At 59.4% G+C, this 15,402-nt stretch carries 14 protein-coding genes and 1 riboswitch; of the genes, 7 read left to right on the forward strand and 7 right to left on the reverse strand.

Annotation, left to right across the window (positions count from 1 at the left end; translation table 11 throughout):
- Positions 1-10 precede the first annotated feature (10 nt).
- From V8N38_RS12755 to V8N38_RS12775, 5 genes are all read right to left on the reverse strand, one after another.
- Positions 11-190: a hypothetical protein gene (locus tag V8N38_RS12755; protein WP_004938106.1), complete on the reverse strand. Its 180-nt coding sequence runs from the start codon at positions 188-190 to the stop codon at positions 11-13.
- Positions 191-299: 109 nt separating this feature from the next.
- Complete coding sequence (gene mgtS / locus V8N38_RS12760) at positions 300-392, reverse strand: protein MgtS (RefSeq protein ID WP_004938109.1); 93 nt, start codon at positions 390-392, stop codon at positions 300-302.
- Between the two features lie 135 nt (positions 393-527).
- Positions 528-1,550: a magnesium transporter gene (locus tag V8N38_RS12765; RefSeq protein WP_049199101.1), complete on the reverse strand. Its 1,023-nt coding sequence runs from the start codon at positions 1,548-1,550 to the stop codon at positions 528-530.
- A gap of 73 nt (positions 1,551-1,623) precedes the next feature.
- Positions 1,624-1,797: riboswitch (M-box (ykoK) riboswitch) on the reverse strand.
- 141 nt (positions 1,798-1,938) lie between these two features.
- Positions 1,939-3,558, reverse strand: coding sequence for an ABC transporter substrate-binding protein (locus V8N38_RS12770; RefSeq protein ID WP_147839930.1), 1,620 nt, complete (start codon positions 3,556-3,558; stop codon positions 1,939-1,941).
- Positions 3,559-3,732: 174 nt separating this feature from the next.
- On the reverse strand, positions 3,733-4,002 hold the full coding sequence (locus V8N38_RS12775; protein WP_033643162.1) for a hypothetical protein: 270 nt from the start codon (positions 4,000-4,002) through the stop codon (positions 3,733-3,735).
- A 707-nt stretch (positions 4,003-4,709) separates the two neighbouring features.
- Between V8N38_RS12775 and V8N38_RS12780 the strand changes: the two genes are divergently transcribed.
- The 5 genes from V8N38_RS12780 (at position 4,710) to V8N38_RS12800 (ending at position 9,986) form a co-directional block, all read left to right on the forward strand.
- On the forward strand, positions 4,710-5,285 hold the full coding sequence (locus V8N38_RS12780) for a hypothetical protein (protein WP_033643163.1): 576 nt from the start codon (positions 4,710-4,712) through the stop codon (positions 5,283-5,285).
- Between the two features lie 273 nt (positions 5,286-5,558).
- On the forward strand, positions 5,559-6,575 hold the full coding sequence (locus tag V8N38_RS12785; RefSeq protein WP_060418774.1) for an iron ABC transporter substrate-binding protein: 1,017 nt from the start codon (positions 5,559-5,561) through the stop codon (positions 6,573-6,575).
- Positions 6,576-6,608: 33 nt separating this feature from the next.
- Positions 6,609-8,192, forward strand: a complete 1,584-nt coding sequence (locus V8N38_RS12790; protein WP_060439891.1) for an ABC transporter permease — start codon at positions 6,609-6,611, stop codon at positions 8,190-8,192.
- A complete protein-coding gene (locus V8N38_RS12795; RefSeq protein ID WP_147839929.1) occupies positions 8,189-9,226 on the forward strand; it encodes an ABC transporter ATP-binding protein in 1,038 nt (345 codons plus the stop codon). Before V8N38_RS12790 ends, V8N38_RS12795 begins: the two co-directional genes overlap by 4 nt.
- Positions 9,227-9,440: 214 nt before the next feature.
- Complete coding sequence (locus V8N38_RS12800) at positions 9,441-9,986, forward strand: cysteine hydrolase family protein (protein ID WP_087762779.1); 546 nt, start codon at positions 9,441-9,443, stop codon at positions 9,984-9,986.
- A gap of 45 nt (positions 9,987-10,031) precedes the next feature.
- Here the strand turns inward: V8N38_RS12800 and V8N38_RS12805 are convergent, their stop codons facing one another.
- Entirely contained in the window at positions 10,032-11,528 is a 1,497-nt protein-coding gene (locus V8N38_RS12805) for an alpha/beta hydrolase (protein ID WP_147839928.1), read from the reverse strand.
- A 221-nt stretch (positions 11,529-11,749) separates the two neighbouring features.
- On the opposite strand from V8N38_RS12805, the gene V8N38_RS12810 reads away from it, so the two are divergent.
- Together V8N38_RS12810 and fusA are read left to right on the forward strand one after the other, a co-directional pair.
- Positions 11,750-11,998 (forward strand): glycine zipper domain-containing protein, encoded by a 249-nt coding sequence (locus tag V8N38_RS12810; RefSeq protein ID WP_004938127.1) that lies wholly within the window; start codon positions 11,750-11,752, stop codon positions 11,996-11,998.
- 239 nt (positions 11,999-12,237) lie between these two features.
- The gene (fusA, locus tag V8N38_RS12815) at positions 12,238-14,343 is read left to right on the forward strand and encodes an elongation factor G (protein ID WP_015377944.1); all 2,106 of its coding nucleotides are present in this window, start codon (positions 12,238-12,240) and stop codon (positions 14,341-14,343) included.
- A 27-nt stretch (positions 14,344-14,370) separates the two neighbouring features.
- Here the strand turns inward: fusA and V8N38_RS12820 are convergent, their stop codons facing one another.
- Positions 14,371-15,339: a DMT family transporter gene (locus V8N38_RS12820; protein WP_060418765.1), complete on the reverse strand. Its 969-nt coding sequence runs from the start codon at positions 15,337-15,339 to the stop codon at positions 14,371-14,373.
- Positions 15,340-15,402: the final 63 nt, after the last annotated feature.

The raw sequence follows: 15,402 nt of genomic DNA on the forward strand, positions 1-15,402 counted from the left end.
GGACGGTGATTTATTTTTTTACTTTAGAGGATAATTGCCAGACAAAGGCGATCAGCAGCATACTGCCAGAAAATGTCAGCATGAGGCTAGTAAGAAAATTGGATTTTCCGGTGGAATAAAAATAAATCTCATTAACGCCCACCGAGATCATTAAAATGGCGTAGAGCAATCCCAGAATAAGAATCGTCATTATTATCAACTCCCGTATCAGGCCGCGCGTTCGGCGCGCCGCTAAAAATCCTCCCCATAATAAATAGCGGTTACGGGGAGGATGCATCTAGGCGGATCTTTTGCGTTCATCAATCATCCCATTTGGTGCTCATATAGGCCGCTAACAGGCCCAGTGAGCTGATCATTGCCAGGAATCCCATAAAAATAGTCATGTTTCCCATTATTTTGTCCTCAGGTTAAATGTTATCGATAAAAGCCCCTTGCGTTAAATATCGGGGTTGGTCGGTATCCATGTTTTTTAACGTCCTCCTCATTAAGGCTTTACATCTCCGCCCGCAACATCGGGCGGAGCGCGGTTAAATACCCAATACCTGCTGGGCAATTTTGAAATAAATAATCAGGCCGGTGCCGTCGATAAAGGTAGCGATAAACGGCGCCGATACCACCGCCGGATCGATGCCGAGACGTTTCAACAGCATCGGAATGATCGACGAGACAATCGCGCTCCACACGGTGATTGCCACCAGCGACAGGCTGACCACCAACGTCACCTCCATGCCGACGCCCATGATCCAGGCGCGTACCCAGGCCGCCAGGCCAATGGTGACGGCGATCAGCAGCGAGGTCGTCACTTCCTTGCGGATCACCGCGCCCAGGTTGCGCAGGCTGACCTCACCCAGCGCCATGGCGCGCACCAGCGTCGAGGTGATCTGGGTGCCGCTGTTGCCGCCGGTGCCGATCAGCAGCGGGATGAAGAACGCCAACGCGATCGCCGCTTCGAGCTGATCTTCAAACGCCTTCAGCACGTTGCCGGTGTAAGCTTCGGCGACGAACAGCATCAGCAGCCACACCGATCGTTTACGCCACAGCGCCCACGGGCTGGTCTCCAGATAAGGCTTGTCCAGCGGCAGGCTCGCGCCCTGGCGCTGCGCGTCTTCGGTGTTTTCATCCTCGACCAGGCGGGCGATCTCTCGCTCCCCCAGCACGCCGACCAGCGTGTTGTTCGCCACGACCGGCACCACGTCCAGGCCGCCCTTGCCGAGCAGATGCGCCACGTCGTTGCGATCGTCGTCGGGCGAAACCTGAAAATAGCTGTGGTCCATCATCACGCCGACCGCTTTATCCTGCTCGTCGCACTGCAGCAGTTTTTTCACCGACAGCGTGCCGCGCAGATGATAATCGTCCGCGGTAATAAATACCCGGGTGGGAATTTCGTCCGTTTTTAGCTGTGAAAGTAAATATTCCCGGGCATGATTGACCGTCATCGTCGCGGGAACAGTAATAAAATCGGCGTTCATATAGCCGGCGACCGAGGTCTCGTCGAGAGTTTCAGTCGCGCTCAGCGCCGGAGAAGAATAATGTTGATGTGACTTGATCATTGTCAGTCCCTATTTCTGTTTTGAACTTCAACAGCGAATCGCATAGGGGCGTAACCACAGAGGGAGTGCAGACTGCCTATCTCCGCGTCCAGGTTTTAGCACTATACAACGTATCCGAACTGTTGCTCGGAAGTTACTTTGGGCTGAACCTTAATCCGATAAAGCCTGTCTTAACCTTGGGCATCTCTCGATGTCGTCAGATCAGTAACCTGTGTTTGTATAGGAGCCTCGCCAAACGAGATACTGCATATAAACTACCGGCGCAGTATAGGCGGTGTTTTCTTCAGCGGGAAGAAAAGATTGCCCGTCGTTTATGGAGTATTTAGGATAATGTTATTCAACACGAATCTATAAAAACGGCTGATATAAATCAGCCGTTTTTTATTTCTCAGTGCTCGAGAAGATAGACGTTTTTATCGTACAAGGCGCCCTGACGGGTAAAGTCGATCCCCTTCACGTAAGGTTTAATGAGCGTGGCGTTAGCCTCGTAGTACACCGGTGCCACCGGCGTATCGGCGGCCAGCACCGCCTCGGCCTGCTGGAAATATTGCTGCACCTGCTGCGGCGTCTGCGCCGCCGTCGCCTGATGCAGAATGCGGTCATAGTCCGGGTTATGGTATTTGGGGCTGTTCTCGCTGCTGTCGGAACGGAACACGTTCAGGAAGGTGGATGGATCGTTGTAATCCGCCAGCCAGCGGGTAAAGGCCACGCCGTACTGCCCGCGGTTGATATTATCCAGCGTCACTTTACGCTCCTGGCTTTGCAAGCTGGCCTCTACCCCTAGGTTCTTTTTCCACATGGCGGCGGCGGCGATGACGATCTTCTTGATGGTGGCGTCATTGCTGTACAGCACGGTAAACCGCAGCGGGTTCTCGGCGTTGAAACCGGCCTGCGCCAGCAGTTGCTTCGCCTGGGCGTGCCGTTGTTCCGGCGTCCAGCCGGCCGCCGCGCCGGGCTGCAGGCTATAGCCGCCCGCCCCCGTTGGGGTAAAGGTCCAGGCCGGCTGTTGGCCGTATCCCAGCACCTTGCCGGCGATAATCTCTTTGTCCAGCGCCAGATTCAGCGCCTGGCGCACCCGCAGGTCGTTAAACGGCGCCTGGCGGTTGTTGAAGGCAAAATAACTGGTGGAGAGCAGCGGATAGGTCACCAGCTGTTGCTCACCGAGCGTTTTTTTCAGCTGCTGATACAGCTCCGGCGGTGTGGTATACCCCAACTCAACCTCGCCGGCGCGAAAACGCGCCACTTCCGGGAAGCCCTGTATCGGCAAGAACGTCACCTTGTTGAGCACGGTGTTGGCGTTGTCCCAATACTGCGGGTTACGCTCCACCACCACCTTTTCGTTCACCACCCACTGGCTGAGACGGAATGCGCCGTTGCCGACAAAATGCGCCGGTTGAGTCCAGTTCTTGCCGTACTGTTCCACCACCTTGCGGTTAACCGGCAAGACCGGAAAATGTACCAGCTGCTTGAGCAGGTAGGAGTTGGGCTCCGACAGCGTCACCTGCAGGGTATGCGCGTCCAGCGCCTTGACGCCCAGCTCGCTCGGCGGTTTGCTGCCGGCGTTGATCGCCGCCACATTAAGCACGTAGGCCGAAGCCAGATAGCTGCCGTACGGCGACGCGGTTTTCGGATCGGTGAGGCGCCGCCAGCTGTAGACGAAATCGTCGGCGGTTACCGGATCGCCGTTCGACCATTTGGCCTGCGGCCGCAGATGGAAGGTCCAGACGTTGCCCTGATGCTCCCATTTCTGCGCCAGCGCCGGGATCGCTTCGCCGTCTTTACCGACGCGCAGCAAACCTTCGAACAGATCGTTGAAGATGTAGAACTCCACATTGCTCTCGGCCAGGTTCGGATCCAGCGTCGCCGGTTCATAGCCGTTGGCGCGCACCAATTCCTGTACCGGCGCCAGTTTAGCGCCCGCCGGTACGTCGGCCGCCTGAGCTGCCGTCGCGTTAAAAGCCAGGAGGATTAAACCAGCCAGTTTCTTGCCATTAAATGAATATTTCACGTCGATATCCCTGATTAGTGTTTTATCGCGTTCAATATGCAATGTGGCAGTGGAATAAATTAAATCATTAATCGCTATGAGTCATAACCAAAAGCGGTGTTGAATTTCTTTCATTATCAAAGGAATACCCCTCACCGCGCTTCCCGCTTTCAACACAATGCGCGTTGCCGTCCCCTACTTGATGTTCACGGTCGTGATACCAAACAGCGGCAGGCCTTTAACCGGTTCCGGGCCGGGCTCCCCCCACACCATTAATGATTTACCGCTCGCTTGCGCCTGGATCGCCAGATTCACCAGCAATTTCGGATAGGGTTCATTAGCCGCTACCGATAACGGAAATACGTTTTCGTATAGTCCTCCATCGATCGCCATCTCCACATGCACGCAATCATTAGCTACATCGATAACCACGATCGGATTGGTATAAAACGGTCCATTAGACATAGACACCTCTCTCACTATTTTTTGGTGAATATAATTCTTAATTCGCGTTGGCGGCCCGTGTTATTAATGCCTGTGCGAAACGCTGAAGAACGACATGAAAAGACTGAAGAAAAAGATCGCCAGTCGATAACAAGCCGTCAATATTGAAACAGGTTAATAACCATTACAGATTCGACAAAGAACTGATATAAGTCAAATGCAAACCCGCGTTTACCCGTTACCTCAATGAATATATTAAGAATATTCACAAAAAAGATAACTACAACTTAACTTCATAAAAATCAATTAATTAAAAAACACCCTCACTTACCCCATATTAATTAATCGGTTACGAAAAAGGTTAAAATCAAAATAATGGACATGCTAAATAAGTTGCTTTTCAATGTAAAAATAACAGTAGAAAACCCACTTGATATCTCTGTGACACCTAACTACCTTTAAATGGCTTCGAGACTAACACGAGGCCGCCGTTGGTTATCAAACCAATAACTGGCGAATGATTTAATAAGAGATAATTACCAGAAGACAAATCCAAATATATAAACGCGTGCCGAAAGGATAGGATGTAACGGTTTGGTTGCCATACCGTTTTTCTGCCAACGGCAATAACTATTTCCATTCAGATGCAATTACCTGTCTGGTGGCTAACCGGATTCAGCGTGATATGCATTTCAGACTAACTCAGCAAAAATCATAGGGGTTTACATATGCCTTCACTGCAAGATATTACGCCTGAACAGGCTAACGCATTGAATAAACAATCACGTGACGCTTATAACGCGGAAGTGCAGAGCCGTCAGGCGCTGCTCAACCAACATCCGCAATTGAAACCGGCGTTCAACCAGCAAGTGCATCCGCAATCCTTGTGTGGATGCGGGTGCCAACAAAATATCTGCGGCTACTTCAGCTTCCAGGGCTGTGGCTGTGGGTGTGGCTGCGCGCCACATGCGGAGACCGTGCAAATTTCCGCTCAGCCTGCCAATATTGGTCCCAATGCCCCATCAAACGGTACATCAGTGCGTTTTGTCGGCCAGGCCACCGGCACTGGCTCAGACGGTAACATCAACATCCCGACGATTTATTTGCAAGGCACCGTACCCGATGCCGAAAATCTGATCGGCGTTCCGTTAACCCTGCAATTGGCCATCAACCCCGGTTCGATCGTCCTGACGCTGCTGGAGAATGGCCGGGTGCTGGCCTCTTTGGTTCATCCGCCGCAGTGGGCGAGCAGCATCAACGGGCAGTTCTTCGGCGTTGGCAACGGTGAGTTTGTGCTGGCGTGACAAGAAGCAAGCCTGACGGGCGGCTGCCTGCGATGGCAGGTGGCCGCTCACTGTGAGGTAACGCGCCCCAATTCTATTCAGACAATCAATACAGATTATTCCAGCCGAAACTTAACTTATCCTTAGGGCAATTCATTTTGTGAGCGATCGTCAAAAATAATTTAATACGAATCGTTTTCACTATCATTATTGATGTTCTTGGCTAAAATCGGCCTGCTTGCGCTTGCCAGGCGATATTCGTTTTCCTCATTCGAACGCTAAAAGGATAACTGCATGAAGCTGCGTATTTCATCTCTCGGCCCCGTCGCCCTGCTCGCCTCCTCGATGATGCTGGCCTTCGGCGCTCAGGCGGCCTCGGCCGATCAGGGCATCGTCATTTACAACGCCCAACATGAAAACCTGGTCAAATCCTGGGTCGACGGGTTTACCAAAGACACCGGCATCAAGGTCACGCTGCGCAACGGCGGCGACAGCGAGCTGGGCAATCAGCTGGTGCAGGAAGGCAGCGCCTCGCCTGCCGACGTGTTCCTGACGGAAAACTCCCCGGCGATGGTGTTGGTGGATAACGCCAAGCTGTTCGCCCCGCTGGACGCCGCGACGCTGGCCCAGGTGGAACCGCAGTATCGCCCAAGCCACGGCCGCTGGACCGGCATCGCCGCCCGCTCTACCGTGTTCGTCTACAACCCGGCCAAACTGACCGAAGCACAGCTGCCGAAGTCGCTGCTGGACCTGGCCAAGCCGGAATGGAAAGGCCGCTGGGCCGCCTCGCCGTCGGGCGCCGATTTCCAGGCGATCGTCAGCGCGCTGCTGGCGCTGAAAGGCGAGAAAGCGACGCTGGAGTGGCTGAAAGCGATGAAAACCAATTTCACCGCCTATAAGGGCAACAGCACGGTGATGAAAGCGGTCAATGCCGGCCAGGTCGACAGCGGCGTGATCTATCACTACTACCCGTTCGTGGATGGCGCTAAAACCGGCGAGAACAGCAACAACATCAAGCTGTACTACTTCAAACATCAGGATCCGGGCGCGTTCGTCAGCATCTCCGGCGGCGGCGTGCTGGCTTCCAGCAAGCATCAGCAGCAGGCGCAGGCGTTCATCAAGTGGATCACCGGCAAACAGGGCCAGGAGATCCTGCGCACCAACAACGCCTTCGAATACGCCGTCGGCGTCGGCGCGGCCTCCAACCCGAAACTGGTGCCGCTGAAAGATCTGGACGCACCGAAAGTAGACGCCGCGCAGCTTAACAGTAAAAAAGTGGTCGAACTGATGACCGAAGCCGGCCTGCTGTAAGGCCCGCCGGCAAACCGAGAGTTTTTGATCGTTATGTCAAACCTGAGTACCCACGCCGCGCAGACCGCGCGGCGTTATTCTGTTGTCCCCCGTCATCAGCGGCCGGGGGCGATCGTAGTGGCCAGCGCCGTGCTGCTGTCGCTGCTGGCGCTGTTGCCGCTGGGATTCGTTATCGGCGTGGCGTTTGAAACCGGCTGGCAAACGGTCAACGCTCTGGTTTTCCGCCCGCGCGTGGCGGAACTGCTGTTGAACACCCTGCTGTTGGTGGTGCTGACGCTGCCGATCTGCGCCGTGCTGGGCGTGGCCCTGGCCTGGTTGACCGAGCGCACCACGCTGCCGGGCCGCCGTCTCTGGGCGGTACTGGCCACCGCGCCGCTGGCGGTGCCGGCCTTTGTGCAAAGCTATGCCTGGATCAGCCTGGTGCCGTCGATGCACGGCCTGGGCGCCGGGGTCTTCATCTCGGTGCTCGCCTATTTCCCGTTTATTTACCTACCGGCCGCCGCCGTGCTGCGCCGTCTGGATCCCGGTATCGAAGACGTCGCCACCTCGCTCGGTTCCCGGCCGCTGGCGGTCTTTTTCCGCGTGGTGCTGCCGCAGCTGAAGCTGGCGGTCTGGGGCGGTTCCCTGCTGATCGCATTGCACCTGCTGGCGGAGTATGGCCTGTATGCCATGATCCGCTTCGATACCTTCACCACCGCGATCTTCGATCAGTTCCAATCGACCTTCAACGGCCCGGCGGCCAACATGCTGGCCGGCGTATTGGTATTGTGCTGCCTCGGGTTACTGCTGCTTGAGGCTCTCAGCCGCGGCCGCGCGCGCTATGCCCGCGTCGGTTCCGGCAGCGCCCGCAGCCAAACGCCGCGTCGCCTTTCGCTGCCGCTCGCCGCGCTGGCGCTGCTGCTGCCGATTTCGCTGACCGCGCTGGCGCTGGGCGTGCCTTTCATTACCCTGGCCCGCTGGCTGTGGCTGGGGGGATTCGAGGTGTGGCGCAACGCCGAGCTGTGGCCTGCGCTGTGGCAAACGCTGTCGCTGTCCGCCGTCGGCGCGTTGCTGATCACGCTGTGCGCCATTCCGATGGCCTGGCTGTCGGTACGCTATCCGGCCCGGCTGTACCGCGTACTGGAAGGCTGTAACTACGTGACCAGCTCGCTGCCCGGCATCGTGGTGGCGCTGGCCCTGGTGACCATCACCATTCACAGCTTCCGGCCGATTTACCAAACCGAAATCACCCTGTTGCTGGCGTATTTGCTGATGTTTATGCCGCGGGCGCTGATCAACCTGCGCGCCGGCATCGCACAGGCGCCGGTGGAATTGGAAAACGTGGCGCGTAGCCTCGGCAAATCGCCGGCGCAGGCGCTGTGGAGCACTACGCTGCGGTTGGCGGCGCCGGGTGCCGCGGCGGGCGCGGCGCTGGTGTTCCTGGCGATCGCCAATGAACTGACCGCCACGCTGTTGCTGGCGCCGAACGGCACCCGCACGCTGGCCACCGGATTTTGGGCGCTGACCAGCGAGATAGACTACGTCGCCGCCGCGCCTTATGCGCTGATTATGGTGGCGCTGTCATTGCCGCTCACCTGGCTTCTTTATTCTCAATCTAAACGCACGGCGGGACTATGAGCACGCTCGAACTGCACGGTATCGAAAAATCTTATAACGCCATCAGGGTGCTGGAACACATCGACCTGCAGGTTGCCGCCGGCAGCCGCACGGCGATCGTCGGCCCTTCCGGCTCCGGCAAAACCACCCTGCTGCGCATCATCGCCGGCTTTGAAATTCCTGACGGCGGCCAGATCCTGCTGCAGGGGCAAGCCATGGGCAACGGCGGCGGCTGGGTGCCGGCGCATCTGCGCGGCATAGGCTTCGTCCCGCAGGATGGCGCGCTGTTCCCGCACTTTACCGTCGCCGGCAACATCGGTTTTGGCCTTAAAGGCAGCAAGCGTGAGAAACAGCGGCGCATCGAGGCGCTGATGGAGATGGTGGCGCTGGATCGCCGTCTGGCCGCGCTGTGGCCGCACGAGTTGTCCGGCGGGCAGCAACAACGGGTCGCTCTGGCGCGTGCCCTGTCGCAGCAACCCCGGCTGATGCTGCTGGACGAACCGTTCTCGGCGCTGGATACCGGCCTGCGCGCCGCCACCCGCAAAGCGGTCGCCGAACTGCTGACGGAGGCCAAGGTGGCGTCGATTCTGGTCACTCACGATCAAAGCGAAGCGCTGTCGTTCGCCGATCAGGTAGCGGTGATGCGCAACGGCCGGCTGGCGCAGGTGGGCGCGCCGCAAGATCTCTATCTGCGGCCGGTCGATGAGCCGACCGCCAGCTTCCTTGGCGAAACGCTGGTGTTGACCGCCGAACTGGCGCACGGTTGGGCCGACTGCGCATTGGGGCGTATCGCCGTCGACGATCGGCAACGCAGCGGCCCGGCGCGCATCATGCTGCGCCCGGAGCAGATTCAAATCGGTTTGTCAGATCCGGCGCAGCACGGCCAGGCGGTGATCACCGGCATCGATTTCGCCGGCTTCGTCTCTACGCTCAACCTGCAAATGGCCGCCGGCGGCGCGCAAATCGAGATCAAAACCGTCAGCCGCGAAGGCCTGCAGCCCGGTTCTCAGATCACTCTCAACGTGATGGGCCAGGCGCATATTTTCGCCGGTTGACATTGCGGGGGGAGCCTCTTGACGTCCCCCTCACCACCGCGCATTATCAACGCTATGAAACGCTTCGCGCACGTCCTCACCACCACCGCAACCGCCACGCAATGGCGGGCTGCACGGGTGCGCATCAGCTAACGACGTATCCAAGCCCCGCCAGCCATGGCCGGGGTTTTTTATTTCTCCGTGCCCGCCGGCAATTTCATTACGGAGAAGACCTATGCCAACTATCCCCGCACCGCGCAGCGCCCTGCTGATTATCGACATGCAAGTCGGCCTGTTCGCCTCGCCGGACGATCCGCCGTTCGCCGCCGAAACCCTTCTGGTGAAGACCAATGCGTTGATTCGCGCCGCACGCGTGGCGAATGCGCTCGTAGTGTTTATTCGCCACACCGGCCCGACAGGTTCGCCTATCGCCGCAAACAGTCCGCGGTGGCAAGTTCACCCCGATCTCGACACCGATGCGGAAACCGACTGGTTCATCGATAAAACCCATCCCAGCTGTTTTTACCAGACTGGCCTGGCTGAGCGGCTTAAGCAAGCCGGCATCGGTCGGTTGGTGATTTCGGGAATGAAAACGCAATACTGCGTAGACACCGCGTGTCGGCGCGGTGCAGAGTTGGGATTTGACATGGTGTTGGCCGCCGACGCCCATAGCTGTTCAGACACGGCGGAACTCGGTGCCGAAGCCATTATCCGTCACCATAACCAGACCCTGTCGGGGCCATTCGTGACGCTGGCATTGGCGGAAGAGGTGAAATTCTAAAACGCAGGCGACTTGGCTGTCAGGCCGGGCTTCCGCCCGGCCTCCTCAACGGCAAGTCTTGTCGTGGCGCGGCTTTTTCGGCGCCAGCAGATAATCCACCACGCTTTCGTCAACGCAGCTGTCGATGCCGTTCAGCACCAGCGTATGCCCGTCGCGTTCGCGGGTGATCAGCGGGCTTTTAAAGGCGGCGGCCATCACCTGCGCGTTGCGGTACGGCGTGGTCGGATCGTAGCGCTGCGCGACGAACAGCAGCGGCGGCAACGCGGCAGATTCCACCGGCGTGTGCGGCCGATCTTTGCCGCGGTACGGCCACAGATCGCACATTTCCAGCGGGTATTCGTGCAGCGGCAGATAGTGGGCATACATAGCGGCGGTATTGATCTCCTGCCGCTGCCGGCGCAACAGCTGCGGATCGGCCGTCGGGTTGGCGACGTCGGCGCAGGTGATGACGTTCAGCGCGTCATCGGCATCCGGCGAATAGCTTTCGTCGATCAGATCGGAAACCTGCTGCCCGGCGATCCCGGCATCGAGCTGGCGCAGCACGGTCGCCAGCTCGTGCCAGCGCTCCGGCCACAGCAGCAGCGAACGCGTGACCGTCAGCACGTCGTCGGCGGAGATTTCATACCCCGCCGCGGTGACGAACGGCTGCTCATGCAGCTTGCGCAGCAAGGCATGATAACGCTGCAGCGCCTGATTGGCGCCGCCGCCCAGCTGGCAGCTGTCGGTTTTGCCGCAGTAGGCGGCGAAGCGCAGGAAGCTTTGCTGGAAGCCCCGCTCCTGGTTCAGCCGCTGGGTGAAATCGTCTTCCGCCAGATCCACCACCCCGTCGAGCACCAGCGCGCGCGTTTTCTTCGGAAAACGTTCGGCATACAGCGCCGCCACCTTGGTGCCGTAAGAGTACGCCACCGCCGTCAGCCCCGGTTCGCCCAGCGCGTGGCGGATCGCGTTCAGATCGTTGACCGCTTCGTCGGTGCCGATATGTTGCAGCACGTCCGCGCCGGTCTGTTTGATGCAGGCGGCAATCAGGGTGCGCGTCTGGTTCTCCGCACCGGCCACGTCGTTGTCGTCCGGTGACGGGGTTTCGTCGCCTTCGGCCACCTGACAGGAGATTTTCGGCGTCGATTGGCCGACGCCGCGCGGATCGTAACCGATGATATCGTAGGATTTACGCAGCCTGTCGACGTGACCATCATTGCCCAAATAAGGATTGATGCCCGGCAGGCCCGGCCCGCCGCTGATCATCACCACGCTGCCCTTTTTCGGCCCGGTGGCGGGCAGCAGGGTCAGCGCCAAACGCACGGTCTGTTCGCCCGCCTGCGCCGCATGAGCGGGCGGCGTGGCGTAGGCTAACGGCACCTCAAGGTAACCGCAGCGCAGCCCCGGCGGTGGCGGCTCATCGAACCAGCGCTGAAAACCGCTGTTGAGACATGATTGCCAACGAATGCCGTTCTCGGCCGCCGCGCCGTGGAGCACAGGCTTGGCCTGGGCGGGCAACGCGGCGGCGGTCGCGGCGAGCAGCGCCAGAATACGCAGTACTGACATGGGGAGTCCTTTCAACTCAACGAATCGGTCAAAGGTTAACGATACCCGGTTAAACAGCTAGCCAATAGAACACAAAAAGCCGCGCGGGTGAAGCCGTCACCGCGCGCCCGGCAAGATTTTTCTCTGCTCGGATTGCTCTTATAACGCACAGAATGCTGCAAAAAACGGCGTCTACCTGCTAGGCTTAGGATTCGTTAACCCATAAGGATCAGGAGAGCAGCATGTTTGGTAAAGCGGAAGACAAAGCCAATGAAGCCGCAGGCGCGGTAGAAGAAGCGTTCGGCAAAGCCGTGGATTCACCGGAGCATCAGGTGCGCGGCGCGGCGCGCAAATACGCCTCCCAGGCCAGCTATGCCGCCCGAGACGCAGCGGACAGCGTAAGAACCCAGGTGGAAGCCAACCCGCTGGCCGGCGTGGCCGTTGCGGCGGCGGTCGGCATCGTTTTCGGCTTCTTGCTGGGACGCAAATAAGCGGCGAATGCGCCGCTCGACAACAGGCCCGTTACGGGCCTTTTTTTTCGCCCTTTTCTCCCCCTGCGCGCAAACTTTCATCTATCACAGCCATCGCTTATAAAAACCAACGCCTTCAACTACGATTAGTTTGTGACCAGAGCGAGGCTCTGCGATCCGGCAGATAACCCTATGAGGATTATCACCATTATCCATGCTGTTTAAGCCGCTCTCCTTCACGCGGCTAAGAAAGGTTGATTATGGCTCGCACCACCCCTATCGAACGTTACCGCAACATCGGCATCTCCGCGCATATCGATGCCGGCAAGACCACCACCACCGAGCGGATTCTGTTTTACACCGGGGTCAGCCACAAGCTGGGTGAAGTGCATGACGGCGCGGCGACCATGGACTGGATGGCGCAGGAACAGGAGCGCGGCATCACCATCACCTCGGCGGCCACCACCTGCTTTTGGAACGGCATGCAGCATAATTATCCGCAGCACCGCATCAATATCATCGACACCCCCGGGCACGTCGATTTTACCATTGAAGTGGAGCGCTCGATGCGCGTGCTGGACGGCGCCGTGATGGTTTATGACTCGGTGGGCGGCGTGCAGCCGCAGTCGGAAACCGTTTGGCGCCAGGCCAACAAATACAAGGTGCCGCGGCTGGCGTTCGTCAACAAGATGGACCGCATCGGCGCGGACTTTTTCCGCGTGCGCAAAATGATGATCGAGCGCCTGAAAGCCAACCCGGTGCCGATCGTCATTCCGATCGGCGCCGAAGACCACTTCAGCGGCGTGGTGGATCTGGTGCGGATGAAGGCCATCCTGTGGGACGAAGCCTCGCAGGGCATGAACTTCAGCTTCGAAGAGATCCCGGCCGAGCTGCGTGATTCGGCGCAGGAGTGGCGCGAAAACATGATTGAGGCCGCCGCCGAAGCCTCGGAAGAGCTGATGGAGAAATACCTCAACCAGGTACCGCTGAGCGAAGAGGAGATCGTCCACGGGCTGCGGGTGCGCACCGTCGCCGGCGAAATCCAGCCGATGCTGTGCGGGTCGGCGTTCCGCAACAAAGGGGTGCAGCGCATGCTGGATGCGGTGATCGAGCTGATGCCCTCGCCGCTTGACGTGCCGCCGATGGAGGGCCACGGCGAACACGATGAAATCATCACCCGCAAAGCCGACGACAACGAAAAATTCTCGGCGCTGGCGTTCAAGCTGATGACTGACCCGTTCGTCGGCCAGCTGACCTTCGTGCGCGTCTACTCCGGGGTGCTGGCCAAAGGCAGCAGCGTTTACAATCCGATCAAGGGCAAAAAGGAGCGCATCGGCCGCATCGTGCAGATGCACGCCAACGATCGTAAGGACATCGACGAGCTGCACGCCGGCGACATCGCCGCCTGCGTCGGCCTGAAGGACGTCACCACGGGCGATACGCTGTGCGACCCCGGCGCCATCATCACGCTGGAACGCATGACCTTCCCCGAGCCGGTGATCGCCCAGGCGATCGAGCCGAAGACCAAGGGCGACCAGGAGAAAATGGGCATCGCGCTGCAGCGCCTCTCTTCGGAAGATCCGTCGTTCCGCGTGCGCACCGATGAAGAATCCGGCCAAACCATCATCTACGGCATGGGCGAGCTGCACCTGGAGATCATCGTCGATCGCATGCGCCGCGAATTCGGGGTGGAGACCACCACCGGCAAGCCGCAGGTGTCGTACCGCGAAACCATCCGCAAGCGGGTGGCCGACGTGGAAGGCAAGTTCGTGCGCCAGTCCGGCGGTAAAGGGCAATACGGCCACGTGGTGCTGACCGTCGAACCCAACGAACCCGGCAAAGGCTTCGAATTCTTCGATGAGATCAAGGGCGGCGTCATTCCGGGCGAATTTATCCCGGCGGTGAAAAAAGGTGTGCTCGAGGCGCTGAACAACGGCGTGCTGGCCGGTTATCAGGTAGTGGACGTCAAGGTGCACCTGACCTTCGGTTCTTACCATGACGTCGACTCGTCGGAACAGGCGTTCCGCATGGCGGCGATTTTCGGCTTCAAGGAAGCCTGCCGCCTGGCGGATCCGGTGATCCTTGAGCCGATCATGTCGGTGGAGGTGGAAACACCGGAAGATTACGCCGGCAACGTGATGGGCGACCTCTCCTCACGCCGCGGCCTGGTGCAGGGCATGGAAGAGATACCGGGCGGCGGCGGCAAGGAAATTCGTGCCAAGGTGCCGCTGTCCGAGATGTTCGGCTACTCGACGACCCTGCGTTCGATGTCGCAGGGCCGCGCCACCTACACCATGGAATTCAGCCACTACGCCGAAGCGCCGCGCAACGTGGCCGAAGAGATCATTCACCACAGCAAGCGTTAACCCTCGCGCCCGCCTTCGCGGCGGGCGTCACCCCTGCTTGTCCTCCAGCGCCACCACCACCGGCTGCGGCTTGATGCGCATGGCGTACACCACGCCGGCGATCAGGCAGACGATGCCGGCCAGCGTCAGCAGCGGCGGCCAGGCCTGGCGCAGCAGAAAGGTATAGGCCAACCCCGCCAGAATTTCGAACACGATGAGCGGCCCCACCAATACCGTCGGCAGGCGCTGGCTGGCTTCGTTCCAGCATAGCGCCCCCAGCCAGGAGCAGAACACGCCGATGACCAGCATCAGCGGGATAAACACCTCAGGGCGCGGGCCGAACGGCAAGGCGAACGCCGGTTCGCTCAGCGCCAATTGGCCGCAGACCGCCAGATAGCCCAGCAGCGCCAGCGGCAGCGTCACCAGCCCTTGCGCCGTGGCCCAGGTAGCCGGCCGCTGCGTCGGGTTCTCCCGCAGCCAGCGCGAGTTGCGCAGCGGGAACCAGGTCCAGCACGCCACCGCCAACACGGCCAGCCCCAGGCCGCTGAGATAACGCCAGCCGTCGATCGGCAGCGCGTTGCCGCGCAGCTCGGCGACGTTCACGCACGCTAACCCGCAGACGATCAGCAGCAGTGCCGGCGCCAGCTTGCCCCAGGCCAGCCGCCCGTCGTGCCGGCCGTAAAACAGATTGGCGCAGATGGCGATCACCACCGGCAAAGTGCCGATGATCATGGTCGATACCGGTGCGCCGGTACGCTGAATGGCGCTGGCCAGGCACAGGTAGTACAGCAGGTTACCGATGGCCGTCAGCTTGAGCGCCTCCAGCCAATCCTGGCGCCGCAGCTTGCGCAGGCGGCGACGATCGAACCACGCCAGCGGCAAGGTGATCAGCCCGAAGGCCAGATAGCGCCCGGTGGACTGCAGCGCGGCGGGATAATCCGGCACCAGCAGCGGGCCGACGAAGATCAATCCCCACATCAGCCCGGCGGCCAGGGCAAACACAACGCCAATGAACATAACGACTCCGACAAACGGCCGGTGCGGCCAACCCGCCCGACAAGACAGCGGCAGAGTAGCGAA

The sequence above is a fragment of the Serratia nevei genome (genome assembly GCF_037948395.1).
Classification (GTDB): Bacteria; Pseudomonadota; Gammaproteobacteria; order Enterobacterales; family Enterobacteriaceae; genus Serratia; species Serratia nevei.

What these genes read in the sequence shown, in the direction of transcription:
- V8N38_RS12785 (WP_060418774.1), top strand. Translation starts at nt 5,559, where the DNA reads ATGAAGCTGCGTATTTCATCTCTCGGCCCCGTCGCCCTGCTCGCCTCC.
- V8N38_RS12755 (WP_004938106.1), bottom strand. Translation starts at nt 190, where the DNA reads ATGACGATTCTTATTCTGGGATTGCTCTACGCCATTTTAATGATCTCG.
- V8N38_RS12780 (WP_033643163.1), top strand. Translation starts at nt 4,710, where the DNA reads ATGCCTTCACTGCAAGATATTACGCCTGAACAGGCTAACGCATTGAAT.
- V8N38_RS12795 (WP_147839929.1), top strand. Translation starts at nt 8,189, where the DNA reads ATGAGCACGCTCGAACTGCACGGTATCGAAAAATCTTATAACGCCATC.
- V8N38_RS12805 (WP_147839928.1), bottom strand. Translation starts at nt 11,528, where the DNA reads ATGTCAGTACTGCGTATTCTGGCGCTGCTCGCCGCGACCGCCGCCGCG.
- V8N38_RS12820 (WP_060418765.1), bottom strand. Translation starts at nt 15,339, where the DNA reads ATGTTCATTGGCGTTGTGTTTGCCCTGGCCGCCGGGCTGATGTGGGGA.
- fusA (WP_015377944.1), top strand. Translation starts at nt 12,238, where the DNA reads ATGGCTCGCACCACCCCTATCGAACGTTACCGCAACATCGGCATCTCC.
- V8N38_RS12790 (WP_060439891.1), top strand. Translation starts at nt 6,609, where the DNA reads ATGTCAAACCTGAGTACCCACGCCGCGCAGACCGCGCGGCGTTATTCT.
- V8N38_RS12810 (WP_004938127.1), top strand. Translation starts at nt 11,750, where the DNA reads ATGTTTGGTAAAGCGGAAGACAAAGCCAATGAAGCCGCAGGCGCGGTA.
- V8N38_RS12765 (WP_049199101.1), bottom strand. Translation starts at nt 1,550, where the DNA reads ATGATCAAGTCACATCAACATTATTCTTCTCCGGCGCTGAGCGCGACT.
- mgtS (WP_004938109.1), bottom strand. Translation starts at nt 392, where the DNA reads ATGGGAAACATGACTATTTTTATGGGATTCCTGGCAATGATCAGCTCA.
- V8N38_RS12775 (WP_033643162.1), bottom strand. Translation starts at nt 4,002, where the DNA reads ATGTCTAATGGACCGTTTTATACCAATCCGATCGTGGTTATCGATGTA.
- V8N38_RS12800 (WP_087762779.1), top strand. Translation starts at nt 9,441, where the DNA reads ATGCCAACTATCCCCGCACCGCGCAGCGCCCTGCTGATTATCGACATG.